Genomic DNA, 21,702 nt, shown 5'->3' with positions numbered 1-21,702 from the left:
GCGAATCCATGAAGACCATGCATCTCAGTTGCACGGTGCTGTTGTCTCTCCTCGCCGTGCCCGCGCTTGCCGACACCACTTGGAATGTCGAAGACACCGGCCAACCGTCGTATGACGCCGAGTTTCAGGTCAGCGAAGGCACCTGGATGAGCGTGGCCGTCAGCCCGGACGGCAAGACGCTCGCATTCGACTTGCTCGGCGACATCTATGCGATGCCGGCGACCGGTGGCGAAGCCAGGCTGCTGCACGGTGGAGCGGCCATGCAGCGCAATCCGAGGTTCAGTCCCGATGGCCGTCAACTGCTCTACATCAGCGATGGCGGCGGCAGCGACAACTTCTGGGTCTCGAGCGCCGATGGCTCCAATGCCAGGCAAGTGACGAATGAAACGATCCGCCTGCTGAGCACGCCCGCCTGGAACGGCGACGGCACGCTCGTTGCCGGCGCGCTGCAGTTCGCGACCGAGGAGAAACATCACGCTGCCGAGCTCCGCATCTACGACTTGCGTGGCGGCAATGGCCGATTGCTCGTGCCCGCGCCCGACAACGACGAGCCGGTCAACGAGCCGCAGTTCTCGCGCGATGGCCGCTATCTCTATTACACCGAGAAGGTGACGGCATCGAGCCCGTCGCGCGTGTATGTCGACGCGAATCACAGCAACCTCGCGGTGATGCGTCGAGACCTTGCCAACGGTGAAACCAAGCAACTGATTCGCGGCTTCGGCGGCGCCATCGCTCCACAGCTCTCGCCAGACGATCGGCGCATCGCGTTTGTCCGCCGAGTGCGAGACAAGACAGTGCTGTTTGTTTATGACATTGCCACTGGCAAGGAGCTGCCCGTCTTCGAAGGTCTGGATCGGGACGAGCAGGCCGACTACAGCTGGATCGACGGCTATTACCCGCAGTACGGCTGGTTCCCGGACAATCGCCACGTTGCGATCTGGGGCAAGGGCAAGCTTTGGAACGTCGACATGGATACGGGCGCGGCGAAAGAGATTCCTTTCAGCGTCCGGTCGCGCCACAAGATCACGGTACCGCCGCGCTTCACGCACGACCTCGCGCCGAAGTCGATCACGGTTCGCGCCATTCGTCAGCTCGCGTATTCGCCCGACGATCGCGTCGTCGTGTTCAACGCGCTCGGCCGCTTGTGGCGCAAGCAAGACGATGCCAAGCCCGCGCGTTTGACTCGCGCGAGTACGTTTGAATTCGAGCCGGCGTTCTCGCGCGATGGTCGCAAGATCGCTTATGTCGACTGGAACGACGAGAGTGGCAGTCGCCTGATGATCGTCGGCCCGCAAGGCGGCGCGCCGAAGACCATTTACAGCACCGCGGGTGTATTGCGTGTGCCTTCGTTCTCGCCCGACGGCAGCCGCATCGTCTTCAAGATCGATGAAGGCGACCGTTGCCTCGGCGGTCGCGAGGCTCGCATCGGTTTGTATTGGATCGACGCGAACGGCGGCGAAGCTCACTACATCGGGCCGCCGGGCGACGCGCCGATGTTTTCGCCCGATGGGCAACGCATCTATTACTCGACGAAGAGTTATATCAATCACGCTGTGGTTGCCGCGCTGGAAAGCGTCAATCTCGATGGATTCGATAAGCGTGTTCACGCAAAGACTTTAGATGCCGACACGTCAGAGCCGCGCGTAAGTCCAGACCTCAAGTGGATCGCGTTCCGTCACCGCCAGCAGTACTACGTGACTCGCTATCACCAGACCGGCGTGCCTGTGACGCTGACGACGGCCAGCGATAGCGCCAATCCCGTGGCGAGGCTGAGTGATATCGGCGGTTATGCGGTGGTGTGGTCGGCGGATTCGAAACGCCTGCACTGGGCCGTCGGAGATCAATTGGTCACTGCGGCCGTCGAGGCGGTGAAGCCGCAATTGCAGCGAGTCGCTGCGGGCTTGGAAGCTCCTGTCGATGTTCCCGCGGGCGACGTGGCGTTCACCAACGGACGCATCATCACGATGGCCGGCGATCGGGTCATCGAGCGCGGGACCGTCGTCGTACGCGGCAATCGCATCGTCGCCGTTGGAGCGGCGGAAGAAATCACAGTGCCGCCGGGTGCAAAGGTGATCGATGCGACCGGCAAGACCGTGATGCCGGGCCTGTTCGACATGCATGGCCACATCAACAACTGCTACTACACATCCTCCGGTCTGATGCCACAACGGCAGTCGGCTCGTTACGCCGATCTCGCCTTTGGCGTGACGACGAATTACGACCCGTACAGTCTCGAGTTGCCTTCTTACACGCAGACCGAGATGACGTTGACCGGCGATATGGTCGGCCCGCGTTCCATCGAGTCGGGGTTGATTGCGTTCGGTCGCATCGCCAAGGTGGACAGCGGCTACGTGCCGATTTTCAGCTATCAGGACGCGCGAGATTTCATGGCGCGCAAGCGGGCGCTTGGCGGCACGATTGTGAAGAGCTATCGCCAGCCCATGCGCAGCCAGCGGCAGATGCTCATCAAGGCCGGTCGCGAGACCGGCGTCATGGTGGACGTGGAAGGCGAGAGTAATTTCTACGTCGATCTCACCGCCGTGATCGATGGCAACACCAATCAGCAGCACAACCTGCCGGTCGCGAATTACTACGACGATGTGGTGCAGCTGTTCAAGCACGGCCAGACGCCGCACACGCCGACGCTGATCATGCTCAACGGCGAGCTGCTGGGCGAGAACTTCATCTATCAAAACCAGCGCGTGTGGGAGGACCCGAAGGTGCGCACGTTCGTGCAGGTGGTCACCAGCGGCTACAGCCCATTGAGCACGCCTCACTACGCGCCGCCGTATGTGCGCGGCATGACTTCCATCAATGTCGCCGACGAGTTGTGGGACGTGGGTTATCGCTCGGTGTCACGCTCGGTGAAGAAGCTCGATGACGCGGGCGTCATCGTCAATGCCGGCTCGCATGGCCATGTCATTGGCCTCGCGTTGCATTGGGAAATGTGGCTGCTCGCACAGGGCGGCATGAGCAATCTAAACGTGCTGCGCTCGGCGACTTTGAATGGCGCCCGCACGCACGGATTGGAACAGCAGCTGGGCTCGCTGGAGCCGGGCAAGCTCGCCGACATCATCGTGCTCGACCGGAACCCGCTCGAGGATATCCAGCACAGCAACAGCGTCCGCTACACCATGGTCAACGGGCGTCTGTACGACGCGAATACCATGAATGAGATCGGCAACTACGACCAGCCGCGAGGCAAGTTCTTCTGGGAAGCCAACCGTCCGGCGAACGATATCGATTGGGAGAAGTCGTGGGCCGAGCAGTAGCCGGCCAGCTCAGGACCGAGACTGACTGCCGCGCTTGATCAAATCGACCGTCGCACGGGCGATGAGATCGAGCGCACTGGCAATGTCGCGGTGATACCGGACGCCGTCTTCGGTCAGCACGCTGCCGGCCGGGGTTCGTTGAATCAATTTGGTCCCGGTCCAGACTTCGATGGCGCGCAAATGACGGCTGACCACGGCGTGGTCCCGACATAAGTACTGCGCTGCCTTACGTACGCCGCCCAGACGGGCAATGGCATCGAAGGCTCGCAACGTCTCGAAGGGCGGAAGGGCTCGCCGCGACAGCAATTGGGCGTCGTCGTCGGGAGCATGGCTGGATACGGTTTGCACGGATCACCTCACCCCGTAGGGCACTGGCTGAAGCCTCCATGAAATTGTTCCCGGAGCGTTGCCCACAGCTGCGTATCCGTCCGCTGCATGGTGCCGATTCGTCACCTCCGGCGCAAGGCTGCCGACGTTGATTTTGTGCAGTCGGGCATGCCATAGGCTCACGTCCGAGGGCACAATCCGGCGCGTGAGATTGCCGCCGCATCACATTGGAATACTGCTGCTGGGCCTGGCGCTGCGCACCCCGGCAGCGTCGGCTGCCGAGCTCACCGTCCGTGTGAGCGATGTCCAGGGGCGTCCGGCACACAATGTGGTTGTCGTCGCAACACCGAAGGCAGCGGTGAGTGCGCCGGCGCGGTCGGCGCCGCTGGCCGAGATGGACCAGGTCGACCGACAATTCTCGCCCTACGTGCTCGCCATCCGCACCGGCACGCCGGTGCTGTTTGCCAACAACGATTCGGTGGCGCACCAGGTGTATTCGTTCTCGCCGCCCAAACGTTTCGAGCTGGCGTTGTATCACGGCAAGCCCCGCGAGCCGGTGGTCTTCGACCGGCCGGGCATCGTGACGATCGGTTGCAACATCCACGACAACATGGTGGGTTATCTCTACGTCACGGATGCGCCCTGGTTCGGCGCCACGGGCGACGATGGCGTCTGGAGAGTGCATGATCTGCCTCCCGGCGAGTATGAATTGCAAGTCTGGACGCCGCTGCTGCCGCCGCACGAGTGGCTGCAGACTCAGAACATCTCTATAAGTGACGAATCGACCCGCGCGTCTTTCAAACTGAAACGCGCACTACGGCCCGAGCCTGCGCCGATCAAAGACAAGCGGGTGCGAGATTACTGATGCGCCTGTCGTGTCTCGCACTGACGGTCTCGATGTGGACGTTCGGTCAGTCCGCGCTGGCGCACGAAATCACAGCACAGATCGATCTGCGCGCGGTCGTGGTCGATTCGCCGCTGGATTCGTTTACTGAAGGCGGCACCGGTCAGCTGCGTTTCGGTGGCGACGACGACGGCTTGCGGCTGGGCGCAGTGACGATCGATGCGGCCGGCGAGATCGTCGACACGGTTCGCTACGGCGTTACCGCGAGAGCGACCGGTGACGGCGATCGCAATCCCATCGATCTCACCGAAGCCTATCTGGAGTGGCGCCCTTATCCCTCCAGTCCGCTGCGTTGGAAGACCCGGGTAGGGGCGTTCTACGCGCCAATTTCGCTGGAGAATCGCGCTGTCGGTTGGGACAGCCTGTACAGCATCAGTGCGTCGGCCATCAACACGTGGATGGGCGAAGAGTTGCGAACGATCGGTCTGGAAACATCGTTGACCGCACTCGGCGCGACGGCGGGGCGCAACTTCGATGTGAGCATCGTGGCGTCGGCCTATGGCTGGAACGATCCGGCCGGCATTCTGTTGTTCCAGCGCGGTTGGGGTATTCACGACCGGCAGACCGCGCTGTTCGGCGAGCTGCCGCGTCCGTTGGTGCAGGATCCGTCCATTCCAAACATCGAGTTCTTCGACGAGGTCGACGGTCGCTATGGATATTACGCGGGCGTCGAGACGAAGATTTCCAGCCGGCACGTGCTCCGGGCTCTGCATTACGACAACCGCGGCGACACAGCGGAAGTCGAGGCTCGCGAGCCGACCTGGCTGACTCGATTCGATTCTTTCGGCGCCCGAATCGAGTTGCCGCTCGAGATCACGGCGATCGCCCAATATATGCAAGGCGACACCGCGGTCGGTGCAAGTGCCGATGGGCGCGGCTTCATCATCGTCGACTTGGAGTCGTGGTTCGTGTTGTTGAGCCGGCAGCACGGGCGGCATCGCTACACGGCCCGCTACGACCGCATGAACACCGAAACGGTTCGTGGCGCCAGATTCTTCGATAGCCATCAGGATGCGGACGCCTGGACCGCGGCCTATCTGTTCAGCTTCAATGACCATTGGCAACTGGCGGCCGAAGCCATCCGATTGAGCGGCTCGTTGCGCCAGCGGGCCGAAATCGGCCTGTCCCCCAACGCGACCGAGCGCCTGCTGCAGCTCGCAGCCCGCTACAGCTTCTGAAAAGGCTCGGCGGGAAGGAACTTGCCGGCGGGCCCGCCGTTGTGTCGTGTGTACTTGCGTGATGGGGATGTAAATGGCATATGGGGCGGCAATGAGAGAAGTGCCTCCCAGAACAGCACCGTACGAGTTTCTGCTCGCACTCGACGAAGCGATCCGCTCCCTGACGGATGTCGCTGAGATCACCCTGGTCGCAGCCCGTCTGGTCAGCCACTCCATGAAGGTGAGCCGGTGTGCTTACGCCGAGGTCTCGCTCGATCAGAACATGTTCGACATCGCTTCCGATTACAGCGACGGCGTGCCCTCGCTGGTCGGTCACTATCGCCTGGAAGAATTTGGCGCCGAGTTTTTGCGGCTGGTGCAGGCCGGGCAGCCCTTCATCGTCGAGGATGCAGAGACCGATCCGCGCACGCAAAGCGAGCTCGACAGCTATCGCCGGGCGCAGATCCGTGCGGGGATGGCCATCCCGCTGCTCAGTGCCGGCAAGCTGTGCTCGGTCATGGCCGTTCACCACAATCGACCGCGGCACTGGCGGCAGGAAGAAATCGAGCTGCTGCAGTTGGTCGCGGGCCGTTGTTGGGAGGCGGTCCAACGAGCGCGAGTCTCGCGGGAACTGCGTGAAGCGAACGAGCGGCTGAAACTGGAGGTCCGCGACCTGAGCCGCACCGAACGACAATTCGCTCAGCTGGTCGCAGGCGTCACGGACTGTGCGATTTACATGATCGATCGCAAGGGTTATGTCTCCTCGTGGAATCCGGGCGCCGAGCGCATCAAGGGCTACACCGCTGACGAAATCATCGGCCGCCATTTCTCGCAGTTCTATACGATCGAAGATCGGGCCAACGGCTTGCCGGATCGCTCGCTCAGCCTGGTCGCGACCAAGGGCAAATTCGAAGGCGAAGGCTGGCGCATGCGCAAGGACGGCTCGCGCTTCTGGGCCAGCGTGCTGATCGACCCGATCCACGGCCCCGATGGTCACGTCATCGGTTACGCCAAGATCACGCGCGACATGACCGAGCGGCGTCTGATGCAGGAGCAGCTCAATCAAGCGCAGAAAATGGAAGCGATCGGCCAGCTCACCGGCGGCGTCGCGCACGACTTCAACAATCTGCTCACGGTGATCCTGGGAAATCTGGACATCGTGCAGCGGCGTTCGCCCGCGGATGACGAAAGGCTGCAGCGTGCGATCGAGCATGCGACCCGCGGCGCCGAGCGAGCCGCTGCGCTGACTCATCAGCTGCTCGCGTTCGCGCGCCGCCAGCCGCTCAATCCGAAACCCACTGGCGTCAATCAGCTCGTGACGACGCTGCTCGAGTTGATCCGTCGCACCTTGCCTGAAGCGATCACGGTGCAATCGCGGCTCAGCGCGGGTGTCGGTCAGGTCAGCGTGGATCCCAATCAAATGGAAAGTGCGCTGTTGAATCTCGCCGTGAACGCGCGCGACGCCATGTCCGGCAAAGGAACATTGACCATCTCGACCGAGCTGGTGCATGTCAGCGAAGACGAGGCGCTGCGCTTGGGAGATTTGCTGCCTGGCCCGCATGCGGTGATCAGCGTGGCCGACACGGGTATCGGCATGTCCGCAGAAGTGATTGCGCGCGCGTTCGATCCGTTCTTCACCACCAAGCCGATCGGGCAGGGCACCGGACTGGGCTTGAGCCAGGTGTTCGGTTTTGTGAAGCAATCGGGCGGCACGCTGAAGCTGCAGAGCGAAGTTGGCGAAGGCACGACGGTGAAGATCTATCTGCCTCGCGTCGATGTTTCGGCGGTGATGCGGTTGGAGCAGGATGGAGATGAAGTGCCACGCGGCAAATCCAATGAGACCGTGCTCGTCGTCGAAGACGAGGACGACGTGCGTGCTTACAGCATCGAATGTTTGCAGGACCTGGGATTTTCGGTGCTGCATTCCACCGATGGGCCGTCGGCACTGCGGCTGATCGCCGCGCATCCGGAGATTCGGTTGCTGTTCACGGATGTGGGCCTGCCTCATATGAGTGGCCGCGAGCTGGCTCAGGAAGTGCGCCGGATGCGACCCGAGCTGCCGGTGCTGTTCACGACCGGCTACGCGCAGGATGCGATGTTTCAACAGGGCAAGCTGGAGCGCAACGCCGAGTTGCTCACCAAACCCTTCAATCGCACGCAGCTCGCGGTGCGCGTGCGACATCTGCTCGATGCCTGAGCCTCATCACGCTGGTGCGCCGAACCAGCGGATCAATGCATCATCGAGTCCAGAGCGATTCGGATTGGCCACCCAGGCCACATGGCCGTCCGGCCGAATCAGCACGGCGGTGGGTGCAGGGATTGTTCCGACCACGGGCAACTCCCAGGCGCCGCCGTAGCTGGCGTCGAACATTTGAACTCGATCGGCCCACGGAGCGATGTCGAATCCGCCGGGCTCGCCGAGGTTGAGCAGCACTGGCCGCGCCTCGTGCAACAGGGTGAAGAGCCGGCGCGGTCCGTCCGCAGTTGCCAGATCGAGATCGGGCATGCGGCGTCCGAGCAGCGGATGCCTCTCAGTCCCGGCCGACCCGAAGTCGTAATGAATGTCCAGGCCCGCCATCTCCGCAGCCAGGCGTCGGCGCGGCTCGTGCATGCGGAGCAGCTCAGAAACGCAGTCCGTCAATGCCTTGGCGCGATCGTCTGTACGGCGAAGCGCGATTTGCGCCATCGTGTTTCGGAGCGCACGGGCCGCGACCGGATGGCGCTCGGCGTGATAAGTATCGAGCAGAGTCGCTGGCGATGTTTGTTTGATCACTTGGGCCAGCTTCCATCCCAGATTCACCGCGTCCTGCACGCCGATATTCAATCCTTGTCCGCCTACCGGAGGATGTACGTGCGCGGCGTCGCCAGCGAGTAGCACGCGTCGGTCGCGATAGGCCGCGGCCTGGCGAGTCATATCGGTGAAGCGTGAGATCCATGTTGGAGTGTGAATTCCGTAATCGGTCCCATACACGGCGATGAGCGCCTGGCGGAGATCGTCCAGCGTCGGATCGGGGGCGGAGTTCAGCTGTGACTCGGTGAGAACGATACGGACTCGGCCATCCTCCAGCTTGCCGATCCCATGCAGACCCGCGGCGTCATGGCGCATGCCCCATTCCGGCTCGTCGGACATGTCGGCCTCGGCAATCAACCAGCTCGTCGTCGGATCCCAGCCAGGGAAGTCGATGGCCGCTGCTTTACGGACTGCACTGCGTCCGCCATCGCAGCCGACGAGATAGTGGCTGCGCAGTGTTTCGCCATCGGACAGTTCCACATCGATGCCGCTGTCGTCTTGTGAAAACCCGACGACTTCGCGTCCGTGGTAGATCGGCACTTTCAACTCGTCGATCCACCCGGCCATGATACGTTCGATATGTTTCTGCCACAGTCCCAGCACATAGTTATGACGGCTGGGCACGTCGCTGATATCCAAAGGCACGTGGAAGTGCACGGCGTTGTGCTTCTGTCCCTGAGAGACAAACCGCTCGGCGATGCCCCGCTGATCGAGTATCTCGAGGGTTCGTGCATGCAGACCGCCGGCGCGCGAACCGATGATTTCCGGGCTGAGTCGCCGCTCGACGATGACGACGTCGACGTCCGCCAGCGCCAGTTCGCCCGCCAGCATCATGCCGGTCGGGCCCGCTCCAACGATTACCGCTGCATGCCTGCTCATCGCCACCTCCGTTTGCCGGGCTTGATATGGCGGGCGATGCTGGGACCAACCCCGGGGCTTACGGCAAGCCCCCCGGTGCCGTATACTCTGGAAGTGGCCAGGGAGCAGGTCGCAATTCCTATCTCACGATCGGCCCGCTATCGAGATCGTCTCCTGGGTAACTCAAGTGATGACTCAGCCGGCTGACAGCAGCATCGGCAGCGCGGCGCTGCGCAAGGTCGCTTGGCGGCTGATTCCGTTTTTGGGGCTGCTGTATTTTTTTGCGTTCCTCGATCGAGTGAACGTCGGCTTCGCGGCGCTCACCATGAACGCCGATCTGGGCATTTCGGCGGCGGCCTTTGGCATTGGCTCGGGCATCTTCTTCATCGGTTACATCCTGTGCGAGGTGCCGAGCAACGTGATGCTCGAGCGCTTCGGCGCACGCATATGGATCGCCCGCATCATGATCAGCTGGGGGGTGCTGTCGGCGGCGATGGCATTCGTGCAGGGGCCGAAAAGTTTCTACGCCGTGCGCTTCCTGCTGGGCATTGCCGAAGCTGGTTTCTTTCCCGGCATCATTTTCTATCTGACCTGCTGGTTCCCGTCGCAGCATCGCGCCCGAATCATTGCGTTGTTCATGATTGCGCTGCCGCTGTCGAGCGTCATTGGCGCGCCGATCTCGACCTCGCTGCTCGGCATCGAGGCCTTGGGACTCAAAGGCTGGCAGTGGATGTTTCTATTGGAAGCGATCCCGACGATGGTTTTGGGAGTCGCTGTGCTCGCAGTACTCCCGGATCGTCCGGCAGATGCCAAGTGGCTCGCCGACGATGAGAAACGATGGCTGCAGGCCGAGTTGGCGCGCGAGCATTCGGGCTCTGCTCACGATCACGCCAGCAGCTTGCGCGAGGCGCTGATGCTGCCGCGGGTATGGCGCAATGGGCTGGTGTACTTCTGCATTCTCGTCGGCTTGTATGGATTCAGTTTCTGGTTGCCGCAGATCATCGCGTCATTGGGTGGCATGACCAACGTGCAGGTCGGGCTCGTCACGATGATTCCGTACTCGCTGGCATGCGTCGCTCTGGCGTTGTGGGGCAGGCATTCGGATGCGACCGAAGAGCGCTCGTGGCATGTCGCGTTGCCGATGCTGCTGGGAGCGGCGGCGCTCATCGTCAGCGGCTGGACGAGCGAGCCTTTCATTGCGTTTGCAGCGCTGTGCCTGGCTGCTGTCGGTATCTATTCGGGACTGCCATCGTTCTGGGCGTTGGCGAGTCGAGGCTTACAAGGCGCCGCGGCCGCGGGCGCCATCGCGCTGATCAACTCGCTCGGAAACTTCGGTGGCTTCCTCGGGCCCGCGGCGATTGGCTTCGCCAAGACTTACACGAACAGCTACGCCGCGAGCCTGCTGTTCATCGCCGTGTTTCTTGCAGTCGGCGCGGTGCTGTTGATTTCAGACGCCGGCAAAGTGCTCGAGCGCCAACAGAATCGCCTTGAGCACGGCGAGCAGGGCGCCCCAGACAATCAACACTGACCCGGCGCCGATCAACACACCGAACAAGGCGGCCAGTCCATCGTGCTCGATCAGAGCGAGCGCGATGATGCACATCGCCGCGGCCGGGAAGATGTTGCCCAGAGGAATGGGCAAGAAGAGGATCACCGAAAGAATCAACATCAGCAGGGCGAGCAGGCGCTCCGAGAAAGCGGTGACGAGCCAGCTGAGTCGCGGCTTCAGCACGCGTTCGATTCGCTTCAGCACGGGCGTCGTTCGACGCACCACCGAGGCGAGATCGGAGCGGGCGATCGACCTGACGGAAATCGCCTTCGGTAGCCAGGGTGTTCGACGACCGTATAACAATTGAAATGACAGGATGATCAGCGGCAGTCCGAGGATGGCGGACGTGCCCGGCGGCGTGGGCACCAGGTTCGGCAGCGCGAATACGAAGATCAATGCGCCAAACGCACGATCGCCCGCCATGGCGAGCAGGTCTCCGGTGGAGACCCGCTCGCGGCTTTCATCCTCGGCGATTTGCGACAGTAGTTCGGACAGCGCTGAATGGCGATCTGCCGTGCGCTCCGGAGCTGCGGATTCCATGGGGACGTGCGAAGTGCGAGGGACCTTGGAGCCCGTAGTCTACTGGATGGCGCCGGATCATGAGTGCGACTCCTGCACCGTTTGCGCCGGCGCGACCCGGATCGCATCGGGCCGATAGGCCATGCGGTACAGACCGGGCAGCACCAGCAAGGTGAGCAGCGTGGACGAGAGAATGCCGCCGATGACGACGGTAGCCAGCGGTCGCTGGACTTCCGCACCCGTGCTCGTGTTCAACGCCATCGGTAGAAATCCAAGCGCTGCTACCAGTGCGACCATCATGATCGGGCGCAGACGCATCATCGCGCCTTCTCGTATCGCGTCCTCTAAACTGGCGCCGTTCGCCAGTCGGTCGCGGAATGCGGAAACCATCATCACGCCGGTAAGCACAGCGACACCCGACAATGTGATGAAGCCGACGCCTGCGGTGATCGATAGTGGTATGTCGCGAATCCAGAGTGCGATGACTCCGCCGGTGAGGGCCAGCGGCACACCGCTGAATACCAGTGCGGCGTCCTTCGCGGAGCCGAACGTCATCAACAGCAGCGCGAAAATCATCACGAGCGTCACGGGCACGAGCACCGCGAGTCGCTGCGATGCCGATTGCAGTTGCTCGAACGTGCCGCCGTAATCGAGCCAGTAACCGGCCGGCAACTGGATCTGCTGGGCGATCTTGCCTCTGGCTTCGGTCACGAAGCCACCGAGATCGCGGCCGCGCACATTGGCGGAAACGACCAGGCGACGCTTGCCGTTCTCGCGACTGATCTGATTCGGTCCGGGCGCGAGCTCGAGCGAAGCGACTTCGCCGAGTGGCACGTAGCCGCCTTCGGGCAGCGCTATCGGAAGTCGGGACAGATTGGCGATATCCGCACGCAGATGTTCGGGCAATCGAACGACGACATTGAAACGTTGATCGCCGTCGAAGATCTGACCGGCTGCTTCGCCGCCAGTCGCAGCTGAAAGCACGTCCTGGACGTCCGCGACGTTCAGGCCGTAACGATACAACGCGGCACGCTTGGGTTCGATGGATAGAACGGGGAGGCCGGCGACCTGCTCGACCTTCACGCCGTCGGCCCCATCGATGCCGTTCAAGACGCGCGCGATGGCGTTGCCCGATCGCAGCAACTGATCGAGATCGTCGCCATAGATCTTGATGCCCAGGTCCGAGCGCACTCCCGAGATCAATTCGTTGAAGCGCAGTTGGATGGGCTGACTGATTTCGAAGGCGTTGCCGGGAATGGCTTCGAGCCTTTCCTCGATCTCCTTCACCAGCTCGGCCTTGGTCTTGTCCGGATCTGGCCAGTCGCGGCGCTCCTTCAGCATGACGTAACCGTCGGAGATGTTCGGCGGCATCGGATCAGTCGCCACTTCCGCGGTGCCGACGCGAGAAAAGTAGGTCTTGACCTCGGGCACTTCTTGCAGCGCTCGTTCGAGCTGGAACTGCATTTCCAGCGATTGGGTGAGACTGGTGCCAGGAATGCGCAATGCTTGAACCGCGAGATCTCCTTCGTCCAGATTGGGAATGAATTCGGAGCCCATCCGCGAGCCAATCCATGCACAGATGCCGACAAAGATCACCGCGCTTGCGAGAATGACGGTGCGGAACTTCAACGCGCCATCGAGAATGGGCGCATAGGCGCGCCGCGCACCGCGAACAATCGCGTTCTCGTTTTCTTCGATCTTGCCGGTCAAGAACAACGCGACGGCGGCTGGAACGAAGGTGAGCGACAGGAGTAGCGCGGCGAGCAACGCAATGATCACCGTGAGCGCCATGGGCTGGAACATCTTTCCTTCGACGCCGGTGAGGGCGAGGATGGGCAGGTTGACGAGAATGACCACGAGCACACTGACGAGGCTCGGCGTGAATACTTCACGAGTGGCGGTGAATACGGTGTGCAAGCGTTCATCCAGGTTCAACAACCGTCCGACCTGATGCTGACGCTGCGACAAACGCAGCAAACAGTTCTCCACGACGATCACGGCGCCATCGACGATCAATCCGAAATCGAGGGCGCCGAGCGACATCAGGTTGGCGCTGACTTTCGACTGGACCATGCCGGTCATCAGCATCAGCATGGAGAGGGGAATGACCGCGGCCGTCAGCAAGGCCGCGCGAACGTTGCCCAGCATCAGCAGCAGGACTGCGACGACCAGAATCGCGCCTTCGAGCAGATTCTTCTGCACGGTGCCGATGGTCTTCTCGACCAGGACCGTGCGGTCGTAGACCGGATCGGCAGTGACGCCTTCGGGCAATGTTTTATCGATCTCGGCAAGTCTTTCGGAGACGGCCTTCGACACCGTGCGGCTGTTCTCCGCGATCAACATCACGGCTGTGCCCAACACGGTTTCCTCGCCATCGCGTGTTGCCGCTCCGGTGCGCAGTTGCTTGCCGTACGCCACTTCGGCAACGTCTCTGACCGTGACTGGCACGCCGGCGCGGCGGGCCACGACGATCTGTTCGATGGAAGCAATGTCGGCTACCTGGCCCGGCGAGCGAATCAGATACTGCTCACCGTTGCGCTCGATGTAGCCGGCGCCGACGTTGGCATTGTTCTTTTCCAGCGCGGCGACGATGTCGTCGAACGTCAGGCCGAAGGCGAGCAGGCGAGCGGGATCGGGAGTGACGTGATATTCCCTTTCAAAGCCGCCAATCGTATTGACCTCGGTCACGCCCGGCACTTGCCGCAACTGCGGGCGAATCACCCAATCCTGCAATGTACGAAGGGCGGTGGTGTCGTAAGGAGCGCCATCGGGCTGACGGGCATTCGCGTCGGCGCGCACGGTGTACAGAAATATTTCGCCCAGCCCCGTCGCGATTGGCCCCATCTCCGGCTCGATGTCTTCCGGCAGCTGGCTCTTGGCTTGCTGCAACCGTTCGTTGATGAGGTTGCGTGCGAAGTAAATGTCGGTGCCGTCCTCCAACACGACGGTGACCTGCGACAACCCGTATCGAGACAGCGAACGCGTGTACTCGAGGTGGGGCAGGCCTGCTATTGCGACCTCGACCAGATAGGTAATGCGCTGCTCGACTTCGAGCGGCGAGTAGCCTGGCGCCTGAGTGTTGATCTGAACCTGGACGTTGGTGATGTCGGGCACCGCGTCGATGGGCAGGCGCTGATAGTTCCAGACGCCGGCCGCGGCTGCGACCAGCGCCAGGAACAGCACCACCCGGCGGCGGGCAATGGCAAAGCGCAGGATTGCGTCGATCATGATTCCGCTCCTAGTCCTCGTGCCCGGCAGAGCCCTTGCCCAGCTCCGCTTTGAGGATGAAGCTGTTCGCGGCGGCGTAGCGTTCGCCTGCCTGGAGCCCCTCCGTTACTTCGCTCAGTTGACCGTCGGCACGGCCGATGCGGACGGGGCGCGGCTTGAATCCTTCCTCGGCATGGACGAACACCACGTTGTTGTTCTCCAATGTTTGTAGCGCTTCGTTGCGCACCACCAGCGGTACCTGGCTTTCGCCCAGAGTGACTTGGGCGGTGACATACAAGCCGGGCGCCCAACGACGATCGGCGTTGTCGAGCAGGACGCGTGCCGTCAATGTTTGATTGGCGCTGCTGCCGAACGGCGCGACGTAGACGATCTTGCCGTCTGCACTCATGCCCGTGTCGTTGCTTGCCACGCGCACCGTTTGTCCGACGCGGACCTTTGCCATGTCGCGTGGAAACAGAGAGAGCTCCACCCACACGCTCGACAGGTCTGCGATGGTGAACAGCACCTTCTCGCCGGTCTGTTCGCCCGGATTTGCTTGACGTGCCGTGACGACGCCATTGAGAGGAGCGACGACGGCGTAGGTCTGCAAGCTTTCGTTGCTCTCGACCGTAGCCAATGCTTCACCGGCGCGAACTGCATCGCCGATCTTCGCGGTGACGGTGCGAATCACGCCGGGAAAGCGTGCAGCCACGTCTCTGACGCGCTCGGCATTCGGCGCGATGACGCCATAGACGGGTAATGTTTCGCGGATGGTCGCCGGACCGACTTCCGCCACTACGATTCCGGCCGCTTGAATTTGCTCGGGCGTCAGTTCGACGTGCGCCGGCTCGCCTTCGTCGTGATGTGCTTCGGTCTGCACCGACGGCGCCTCTGTGGCCGAGCCTCCGCAGCCGCTGATGGCCAACAACGCGGCGATCAGCACCAATAGGGAATTCTGATTCATGATGGCAACTCAAGGTGAAGACGGGCGGGTGAGGGCTGCGCTGGTGAGACGTTCGATCTCGGCCAGGACGCGGTGAAAGTCGGCCGCGGCGTCGATGGCCGCGGCTTGCACCGCGAGCAGCTCTTCCTGCACGGTGATCAATTCCAGGAAAGAAAAACGTCCGCGGTCGTAGCCGTTGCGCGTTTGATCGAGTGCGAGCTGCGCTTGGGGTATGGCCTCGTTACGCAGCGTGTCTACGCGAGCGCGGTCTGCATTCATCTCCTGATACAGAGCGAGCAGGCTAGCGCGAGCTCTGACGCGAGCTGCATTCCGTAACGCGTCCGTTTGATTGAGGCGGATCTGTGCTTCGCGAATGGCGCCTTGATTCCTATCGTAGATCGACAACGGCATCGAGAAGCCAGCGACAAGGGCTGCGTCATCGGTCTGCTCGAAACGTCGCACGCCGACGCTGAATGTGAGATTCGGCCGGACCTGCACGCGTGCCAGTCGTAGCTCGGCCTCGCGAAGACGCGCTTCGGAGGCGAAGCGGACGAAGTCAGGTGACTTTTCCAGGCGATCCATCAGCGCCTGGAAAGATTCCACTGTGCGCAGATCGAATAGCTCCGCTCTTGCCGTAGTGAATGCCGGCTCGGGGCTGCCCCAGGAGGCGGAGAGTGCGTAGCGCGCGGCGCGTAACTCGCTTTCTGCTTGGCGCTGTTCAATGAGCGCCCGGGTCAGTGCGATGCGAGCGCGGCTGCGTTCTGCTTCCGGAGATCGTCCCGCTTCGACGCGCGCGCCGATTGCTTCGAGCGTGCTTTGCGCGAGTGCTGTTGCCTGTATGGCGAATCGAACGCGTTCCTGGGCGGCAACGACGTCGACAAATCGACTCGTGACGTTCGAAAGAACGTCCAGCTCGCGGGTGCGCTGCTCGATATCGACGAAATCGAGATCCGCTTCGGCGGCGGCGCGACGCAAATTTCGCTTGCCGCCCAGCTCGACGACCTGACTCAGGCTCAACGTCGTCTCGAGCGAATCGATTCCCTGCGCCGCGCCGCCGCCGGCAAAGTTCTCGAGCTCCACACCCAATTCAGGATTGCGTCGCACACTCGCTTGCACGATTCGCGCTTGCGCCGCGCTGAGTTCATACGCGCTCGCCAGCAGATCAGGACTGCTGCGCAAGGCGGCATCGACGGCTCGCGCCAGCGTCAGCTCGCCTTCTGGATTGACCGGCTCAGCTTGCGACTCGGCGTTCGCTGAGCAAATAGCAAACAATAGGACGCACGCAGCACAGGCGCGTGCAAGTGCCAATAACATCGAAAACCTCCTGCAGCACGCGTGCGTTCACACGCGTGGGGTCACACGGAAAGACCTTTGAAACGGAGGTTTAGAGAGGCGGGCCGCGCAGCGGCGGACGAAGGTCGAAGGCAGAGGCGAGATTCGGAACGAGCAACTGAGCCGGGCGGCTCGGGCCCTGCGCTATCGGCAGGAGCAACGCGAGCAGAATGCTCGCAAACACGATGATCGGCAGTTCATCGACGCCGATCTTCTTGACCCACGGCGAAACGGAGAGGTCGACATCCACGTCGTTGTGGCCGCCGGTTTCGTGATCGCCGGGCGCGTCCTCGACGTGCATGGCCACGGACTGTTGTTGCTGGCCATCCAGGCACAAGTGCAAATGCGCTTCGCCCACCCGCACCAATAGCAACGCTATGGCGAGCAGCCATAGGAGCCGGGCGATGGGGGAGTGGCGGAACATGGCAGTAGTATGCCTCAGGTGCTGGCGTTTCTCACGAGATGGATGGCGGGTTTGTGACGCTCATCTTGCGTGAACGCGACGGCTCACGACGTTGGCCCGTCTGGCTATTGCTCGAGGGTGCGCACGGCGGCGCCGTCTCGGGTGTACTCGAATTCCAGTAACCAGACGCGATCGGTGTCGGTGTCGGAGGGAACAAACTGCCATTCCCTCGCGGCCTGGTCGGAAATGCGAGCGAAATATTTGCTCGGGCCGGCATTTTCCATGAGCACGCCCATGACGTTACCAGCCGGGTCGACGAGCACGCGGACTGTCACGTAGATGCGCCCTTGAATCTTGCTCCGGATGTTTTCCGGAACGGTTGGCAGGACGTCCTTGATCACGGAAGAAGTTGCCGCAGGAGGGGCGGGTTCCTCTGGCGGAGGAGACACGGGGACCAGGAGTGTGGGCTCGGCTTCCGCAACCTTCTCAGGCGCCGGCGGCGTCACCGGGGCGGGGATGGCTGCTGGTTGCAAAGGAGCAGGCGAATCGTTTGTAGATCGCAACCCGATCCACACGGCTGTTGCTAGTAAGAGTGCACCGGCCGCGATCCCTAATATGTGCCGCTTCGGCGCATTCTCAGCGGGCGTCGCTTCTTGCGAACTGCTTGGTGCTGGTCGAGATGGAGCGACTACTCGAGCCTTGCTCGGTACAGGCGGCGCTGGGGGCGCAACTCGCGGGCCAATGTTTGCAACCTGAGGCGGAGTGATCTCTCGCGGGGCGCTCGGTACGGGTTGAACTGGCGGCGCAACTCGCGGAGCAATGTTTGCAGCCTGAGGCGGAGTGATCTCTCGCGGGGCGCTCGGTACGGGTTGAACTGGCGGCGCAACTCGCGGAGCAATGTTTGCGGCCTGAGGCGGAGTGAGCTCCCGCGGAGCACTCAGTTCCGGCTGAGCTGGTGCAGCTACTCGCGAACCGATGTTTGCAGGCTGAGCCGAAGCGGCGTCTCGCGGCACACTTGGTACAGATTGAGACGTGGCAGCTGCATACGAAGCAGTGTTTGCAGGCGGAGGCGAAGTGACTTCTCGCGCGGCGCTCGACGCAAGATGAGATGAGACGGCTACTCGCGACGCGACGTTTGCGGGCAGAACGGGAGCGGTCTCTCGCGGAGCGCTCGACGCAAGATGAGATGAGACGGCTACTCGCGACGCGACGTTTGCGGGCAAAACGGGAGCGGTCTCTCGCGAGACGCTCGGCGCGGGTTGAGATGGGGGCGTTGCCGGCTGAGGCGGAGTGACCCCTCGCTGAGCGCTCGGCACGGGCTGAGATGGCGTAGCCGCTTGCGACGTGGCGTTTCCAGACGCGGGGCGAGCGACGTCTTGCGGTACCGGTTTAGGGGAAGCGATTGCCGGCGAAGCACTCGATGCTGGCTGCGTTTGAACTGCCGGCGAGGCACTCGGCATCGCGTGAAATGAGACCGTCACTCGCGAAGCAGTCTGTATCGGCTGAAGAGGAGGGACCTCGTCCGGGACGATCGGTATCGACTCAGTCAGGGAAGCTACTCGCGAGGCACTCTGTGAAGGTTGAGCTGAAGCCGCTCGGGGGGCCGCGTTCGGAGGAGGAACGGGCGCCGTCACCTGCGACACCTTCTGTACCTGCGGCTCGGGTTTCGAGGCCGGCGCTGCTGCCGGCGCAAGTTTGTATTCAGCTCTGAGCTCGATGATCGAAGGCCGCTCGTCCGGCGACGGGCTCAAACAGCGCCGCACCGTCTCCACCAGCGTCCCCGGCAATCCCGCCGGCAACGAGCCCTCATCGAATTGTTGATCGCTCGAGAGACGAGTCCGCGCAGTGAGCGCCTCGACCAGAGTCGCGCCCACACCCCAAATATCGCCGGCGGTGGACGTTCCATGATCCGAACCGGCCGGCCGAATCGTATCGCTGGCCAGTTTCAACTGATCGCCGACCGCCAGAAAGTTCGAAGGCTTCAACTGGCTGTGGACCAGCTGGCGTCGGTGCAGGAAGGTGAGGGCGTCCAGGACGGGAGGCAGCAACTCCTGCACTTCCTCGGCGCTCAAGGGCCGGCGGCGCAGGATCTCGGCGAGCGTCTGATCGCCATATTCCATCACGACAAATAAATAGTCCTGTCCCTCGACCTGCCACCGTCCGACCTCGAACAGCTGGACCAGGTGCGGATGGGACAGATTGACCGCCGCCTGCCACCGCACCAGCAGGGGCTGAGCTTGTGGAGCATCCGCCCGAACGAACTTGATCGCGGCTTCGGCCAGGTTCTTGGCCTTGTGTTCGGTCAGGAACACGGCCCCCTGGTCCGACCAGCCCAGGCAGCGGCGCAGAACAAAGCGCCCCTGGACCACCTGGTTTAGCCAGTGGGTCCAGGCGTCGGCGATCGGTGTTTGAGTCGGTTCCGCGCTCATTTGTGTTGTATTCGACGCCCGCGTCGAATGGATTCCAGTCTGCCCCCGGGGGCGCAACGTTATAGTATCCGCCCATGGCAGGACCACCCTTGCAGCTGGTCGACGTGAGCTATCGCGCTGGATCGGCGACCTGGCTGTATCCGATGAGCCTGTCGCTAAAAACCGGCATGTCCGTGCTGCTAGGCGCGACGTCCGCCGGCAAAACCACCCTGATGCGACTGATGGCCGGCCTGGAGCAACCCGCGAGCGGGCGCATCCTGGTCGACGGCAAGGATGTGACCGGCGTGCCGGTCCGAAGGCGCAATCTGGCGATGGTGTATCAGCAGTTCATCAACTATCCGTCGCTGAGCGTGTTCGAGAATATCGCCTCGCCGTTGCGGCTCGCCCGACGACCGGAGGAAACGGTCCGGCAACGAGTGGAAGCGATCGCCGAAACGCTGCGCCTCACGCCCTTGCTGGATCGGCGGCCCGCCGAGCTCTCCGGCGGTCAACAGCAGCGCGTGGCGCTGGCTCGGGCGCTTGCCAAGGACGCCGGGCTGGTGCTGCTCGATGAGCCGCTTGCCAACCTCGACTACAAGCTGCGCGAGGACTTGCGCAACGAGCTGCGAAATCTGTTTGCGAACGGCCGCGCCACCGTCGTCTATGCAACGACGGAACCGCAGGAAGCCTTGCAGCTGGGCGATGAAACGCTGGTGCTCGATGCCGGGCGGCTCGTTCAACAGGGCAAGACGTTGGAAATATTCCGGCGACCGGCCACGCTCGCCGCCGCGCGCGCCTTCAGCGATCCGCCGTTAAACGAGATTCGCGCACAGGTCGATTTGAACGCCGGCATGGCCATCGTCCGAGACGATCTGCGATTGCCACTCGCGGCGCAGGCGTTGTCGGCACTCAGCAATCGATCAGGCGATATCATTCTTGGCATCCGAGCCCACCAGCTCACGGTTCGTCCCGCAGAGGGCCGGGCATCGATCACGGGGCGCGTCGATCTCGCCGAGATCAGCGGCTCCGAAACGTATGTGCATGTTTCGCAGAACGACCTGTCCCTGGTCGCGCAACTCCCGGGAGTGCACGAGCTGACCATCGGCGAGCGCTGCACGTTGCACGTCGAGCCCACACATATCTATTGTTTCGACGCGAGCGGTCGGCTCATCTTCGCGCCTCATTGAACCATGGCACGAATCGAGCTCATCGACATTGCGCATGCCTATGGCCAGAGCTGGGCCCTCAAACAAATGACCTTGTCGTGGTCGGACGGCGGCGCATACGCGCTGCTCGGGCCATCGGGCTGCGGCAAGACGACACTGCTCAATATCATTTCCGGCTTGATTGCGCCAACCCAGGGCAAGATTCTGTTCGACGGCCAGGATGTCACAGCGCTCGAGCCGCAACAGAGAAACATTGCGCAAGTGTTCCAGTTTCCGGTCGTCTACGACACGATGAGCGTGTACGACAATCTCGCGTTCCCACTGCGCAATCGCGGCTGGAAGCAAGGCGAGGTGCGCAAGCGCGTTCATGAGATCGCCGAGATTCTCGAACTGCAAAGCGATCTGCCGAGACGGGCGCACGGACTGCCCGCGGATGTGAAACAGAAGATTTCCCTCGGGCGCGGGCTGGTGCGGCCCGACGTCGCCGCGGTTCTTTTCGACGAGCCGCTCACGGTTATCGATCCCCACGTGAAATGGCTTCTGCGACGCAAGCTCAAGCAGCTGCATCAGCAACTCAATCTATCCCTCATCTATGTCACGCACGATCAGACCGAGGCGCTGACCTTCGCCGATCGCGTGGTCGTCATGACGCAGGGGGAAGTCGTCCAGGTCGGAACGGCCGAAGCGTTGTTCGAATCGCCGGCGCACCGCTTCGTCGGGCATTTCATCGGCAGTCCGGGGATGAACTTCCTCGATTGTGACGGCGGCGCGCCGCCGCACATCGAAGGCGTGCCCATCGGCACGTCGAGCACCCAACAGCCCGAGCCGGGCGCGGCACTCGCCATCGGCATCCGACCGGAGTATCT

General features: G+C 62.5%; 15 protein-coding genes and 1 pseudogene. 7 read left to right on the top strand and 9 right to left on the bottom strand.

Going from position 1 to position 21,702, the window contains the following annotated elements; genetic code table 11:
- The first annotated feature begins 8 nt into the window (after nucleotides 1-8).
- On the top strand, nucleotides 9-3,272 hold the full coding sequence (locus tag GYH35_RS05180; protein ID WP_161827820.1) for an amidohydrolase family protein: 3,264 nt from the start codon (nucleotides 9-11) through the stop codon (nucleotides 3,270-3,272).
- 9 nt (nucleotides 3,273-3,281) lie between these two features.
- On the opposite strand, the gene GYH35_RS05175 is transcribed toward GYH35_RS05180, so the two are convergent.
- Complete coding sequence (locus GYH35_RS05175) at nucleotides 3,282-3,620, bottom strand: LysR family transcriptional regulator (protein ID WP_161827819.1); 339 nt, start codon at nucleotides 3,618-3,620, stop codon at nucleotides 3,282-3,284.
- A gap of 184 nt (nucleotides 3,621-3,804) precedes the next feature.
- On the opposite strand from GYH35_RS05175, the gene GYH35_RS05170 reads away from it, so the two are divergent.
- The 3 genes from GYH35_RS05170 to GYH35_RS05160 all read left to right on the top strand — a co-directional run bounded on the left by GYH35_RS05170 (nucleotide 3,805) and on the right by GYH35_RS05160 (nucleotide 7,857).
- Nucleotides 3,805-4,464: a methylamine utilization protein gene (locus tag GYH35_RS05170; protein WP_161814622.1), complete on the top strand. Its 660-nt coding sequence runs from the start codon at nucleotides 3,805-3,807 to the stop codon at nucleotides 4,462-4,464.
- Nucleotides 4,464-5,681: a hypothetical protein gene (locus GYH35_RS05165; protein ID WP_161827818.1), complete on the top strand. Its 1,218-nt coding sequence runs from the start codon at nucleotides 4,464-4,466 to the stop codon at nucleotides 5,679-5,681. The genes GYH35_RS05170 and GYH35_RS05165 overlap by 1 nt, the downstream gene beginning before the upstream one ends.
- A gap of 91 nt (nucleotides 5,682-5,772) precedes the next feature.
- Nucleotides 5,773-7,857: an ATP-binding protein gene (locus tag GYH35_RS05160; protein WP_161827817.1), complete on the top strand. Its 2,085-nt coding sequence runs from the start codon at nucleotides 5,773-5,775 to the stop codon at nucleotides 7,855-7,857.
- A 6-nt stretch (nucleotides 7,858-7,863) separates the two neighbouring features.
- Here GYH35_RS05160 and GYH35_RS05155 read toward each other — a convergent pair whose 3' ends face one another.
- Nucleotides 7,864-9,330 (bottom strand): FAD-dependent monooxygenase, encoded by a 1,467-nt coding sequence (locus GYH35_RS05155; RefSeq protein WP_161827816.1) that lies wholly within the window; start codon nucleotides 9,328-9,330, stop codon nucleotides 7,864-7,866.
- 169 nt (nucleotides 9,331-9,499) lie between these two features.
- Here GYH35_RS05155 and GYH35_RS05150 point away from each other — a divergent pair, with 169 nt between their 5' ends.
- Entirely contained in the window at nucleotides 9,500-10,837 is a 1,338-nt protein-coding gene (locus GYH35_RS05150; protein WP_161827815.1) for an MFS transporter, read from the top strand.
- On the opposite strand, the gene GYH35_RS05145 is transcribed toward GYH35_RS05150, so the two are convergent.
- The 7 genes and pseudogenes from GYH35_RS05145 to GYH35_RS35360 form a co-directional block, all read right to left on the bottom strand.
- Nucleotides 10,757-11,398 carry an exopolysaccharide biosynthesis protein gene (locus GYH35_RS05145; RefSeq protein WP_161814617.1) on the bottom strand — a complete coding sequence of 214 codons (642 nt, stop codon included), beginning with the start codon at nucleotides 11,396-11,398 and terminating at the stop codon, nucleotides 10,757-10,759. The two genes, GYH35_RS05150 and GYH35_RS05145, sit on opposite strands and share 81 nt — an antisense overlap.
- A 57-nt stretch (nucleotides 11,399-11,455) precedes the next feature.
- A complete protein-coding gene (locus GYH35_RS05140) occupies nucleotides 11,456-14,605 on the bottom strand; it encodes an efflux RND transporter permease subunit (RefSeq protein WP_161827814.1) in 3,150 nt (1,049 codons plus the stop codon).
- Nucleotides 14,606-14,615: 10 nt separating this feature from the next.
- Nucleotides 14,616-15,548 carry an efflux RND transporter periplasmic adaptor subunit gene (locus tag GYH35_RS05135; protein ID WP_161827813.1) on the bottom strand — a complete coding sequence of 311 codons (933 nt, stop codon included), beginning with the start codon at nucleotides 15,546-15,548 and terminating at the stop codon, nucleotides 14,616-14,618.
- Between the two features lie 9 nt (nucleotides 15,549-15,557).
- Nucleotides 15,558-16,841, bottom strand: coding sequence for a TolC family protein (locus GYH35_RS05130; RefSeq protein WP_161827812.1), 1,284 nt, complete (start codon nucleotides 16,839-16,841; stop codon nucleotides 15,558-15,560).
- Nucleotides 16,842-16,911: 70 nt separating this feature from the next.
- The gene (locus tag GYH35_RS05125) at nucleotides 16,912-17,283 is read right to left on the bottom strand and encodes a hypothetical protein (protein WP_161814613.1); all 372 of its coding nucleotides are present in this window, start codon (nucleotides 17,281-17,283) and stop codon (nucleotides 16,912-16,914) included.
- A gap of 104 nt (nucleotides 17,284-17,387) precedes the next feature.
- Nucleotides 17,388-17,663 (bottom strand): energy transducer TonB, encoded by a 276-nt coding sequence (locus GYH35_RS34790; RefSeq protein ID WP_235936697.1) that lies wholly within the window; start codon nucleotides 17,661-17,663, stop codon nucleotides 17,388-17,390.
- Between the two features lie 1,599 nt (nucleotides 17,664-19,262).
- Nucleotides 19,263-19,691, bottom strand: a pseudogene (locus GYH35_RS35360) (protein kinase domain-containing protein); the annotation flags it as partial.
- Nucleotides 19,692-19,765: 74 nt separating this feature from the next.
- Between GYH35_RS35360 and GYH35_RS05115 the strand changes: the two are divergent.
- On the top strand, nucleotides 19,766-20,857 hold the full coding sequence (locus tag GYH35_RS05115) for an ABC transporter ATP-binding protein (protein ID WP_161814611.1): 1,092 nt from the start codon (nucleotides 19,766-19,768) through the stop codon (nucleotides 20,855-20,857).
- A gap of 3 nt (nucleotides 20,858-20,860) precedes the next feature.
- The coding region (locus tag GYH35_RS05110; RefSeq protein ID WP_161827810.1) for an ABC transporter ATP-binding protein at nucleotides 20,861-21,702 on the top strand (842 nt) is incomplete at its 3' end.

Source organism: Steroidobacter agaridevorans, from assembly GCF_009932555.1.
Taxonomy (GTDB): Bacteria; Pseudomonadota; Gammaproteobacteria; order Steroidobacterales; family Steroidobacteraceae; genus Steroidobacter; species Steroidobacter agaridevorans.
The sequence above is the reverse complement of the archived record's forward strand: the minus strand, read 5'-3'. Positions and strand labels throughout refer to the sequence as shown.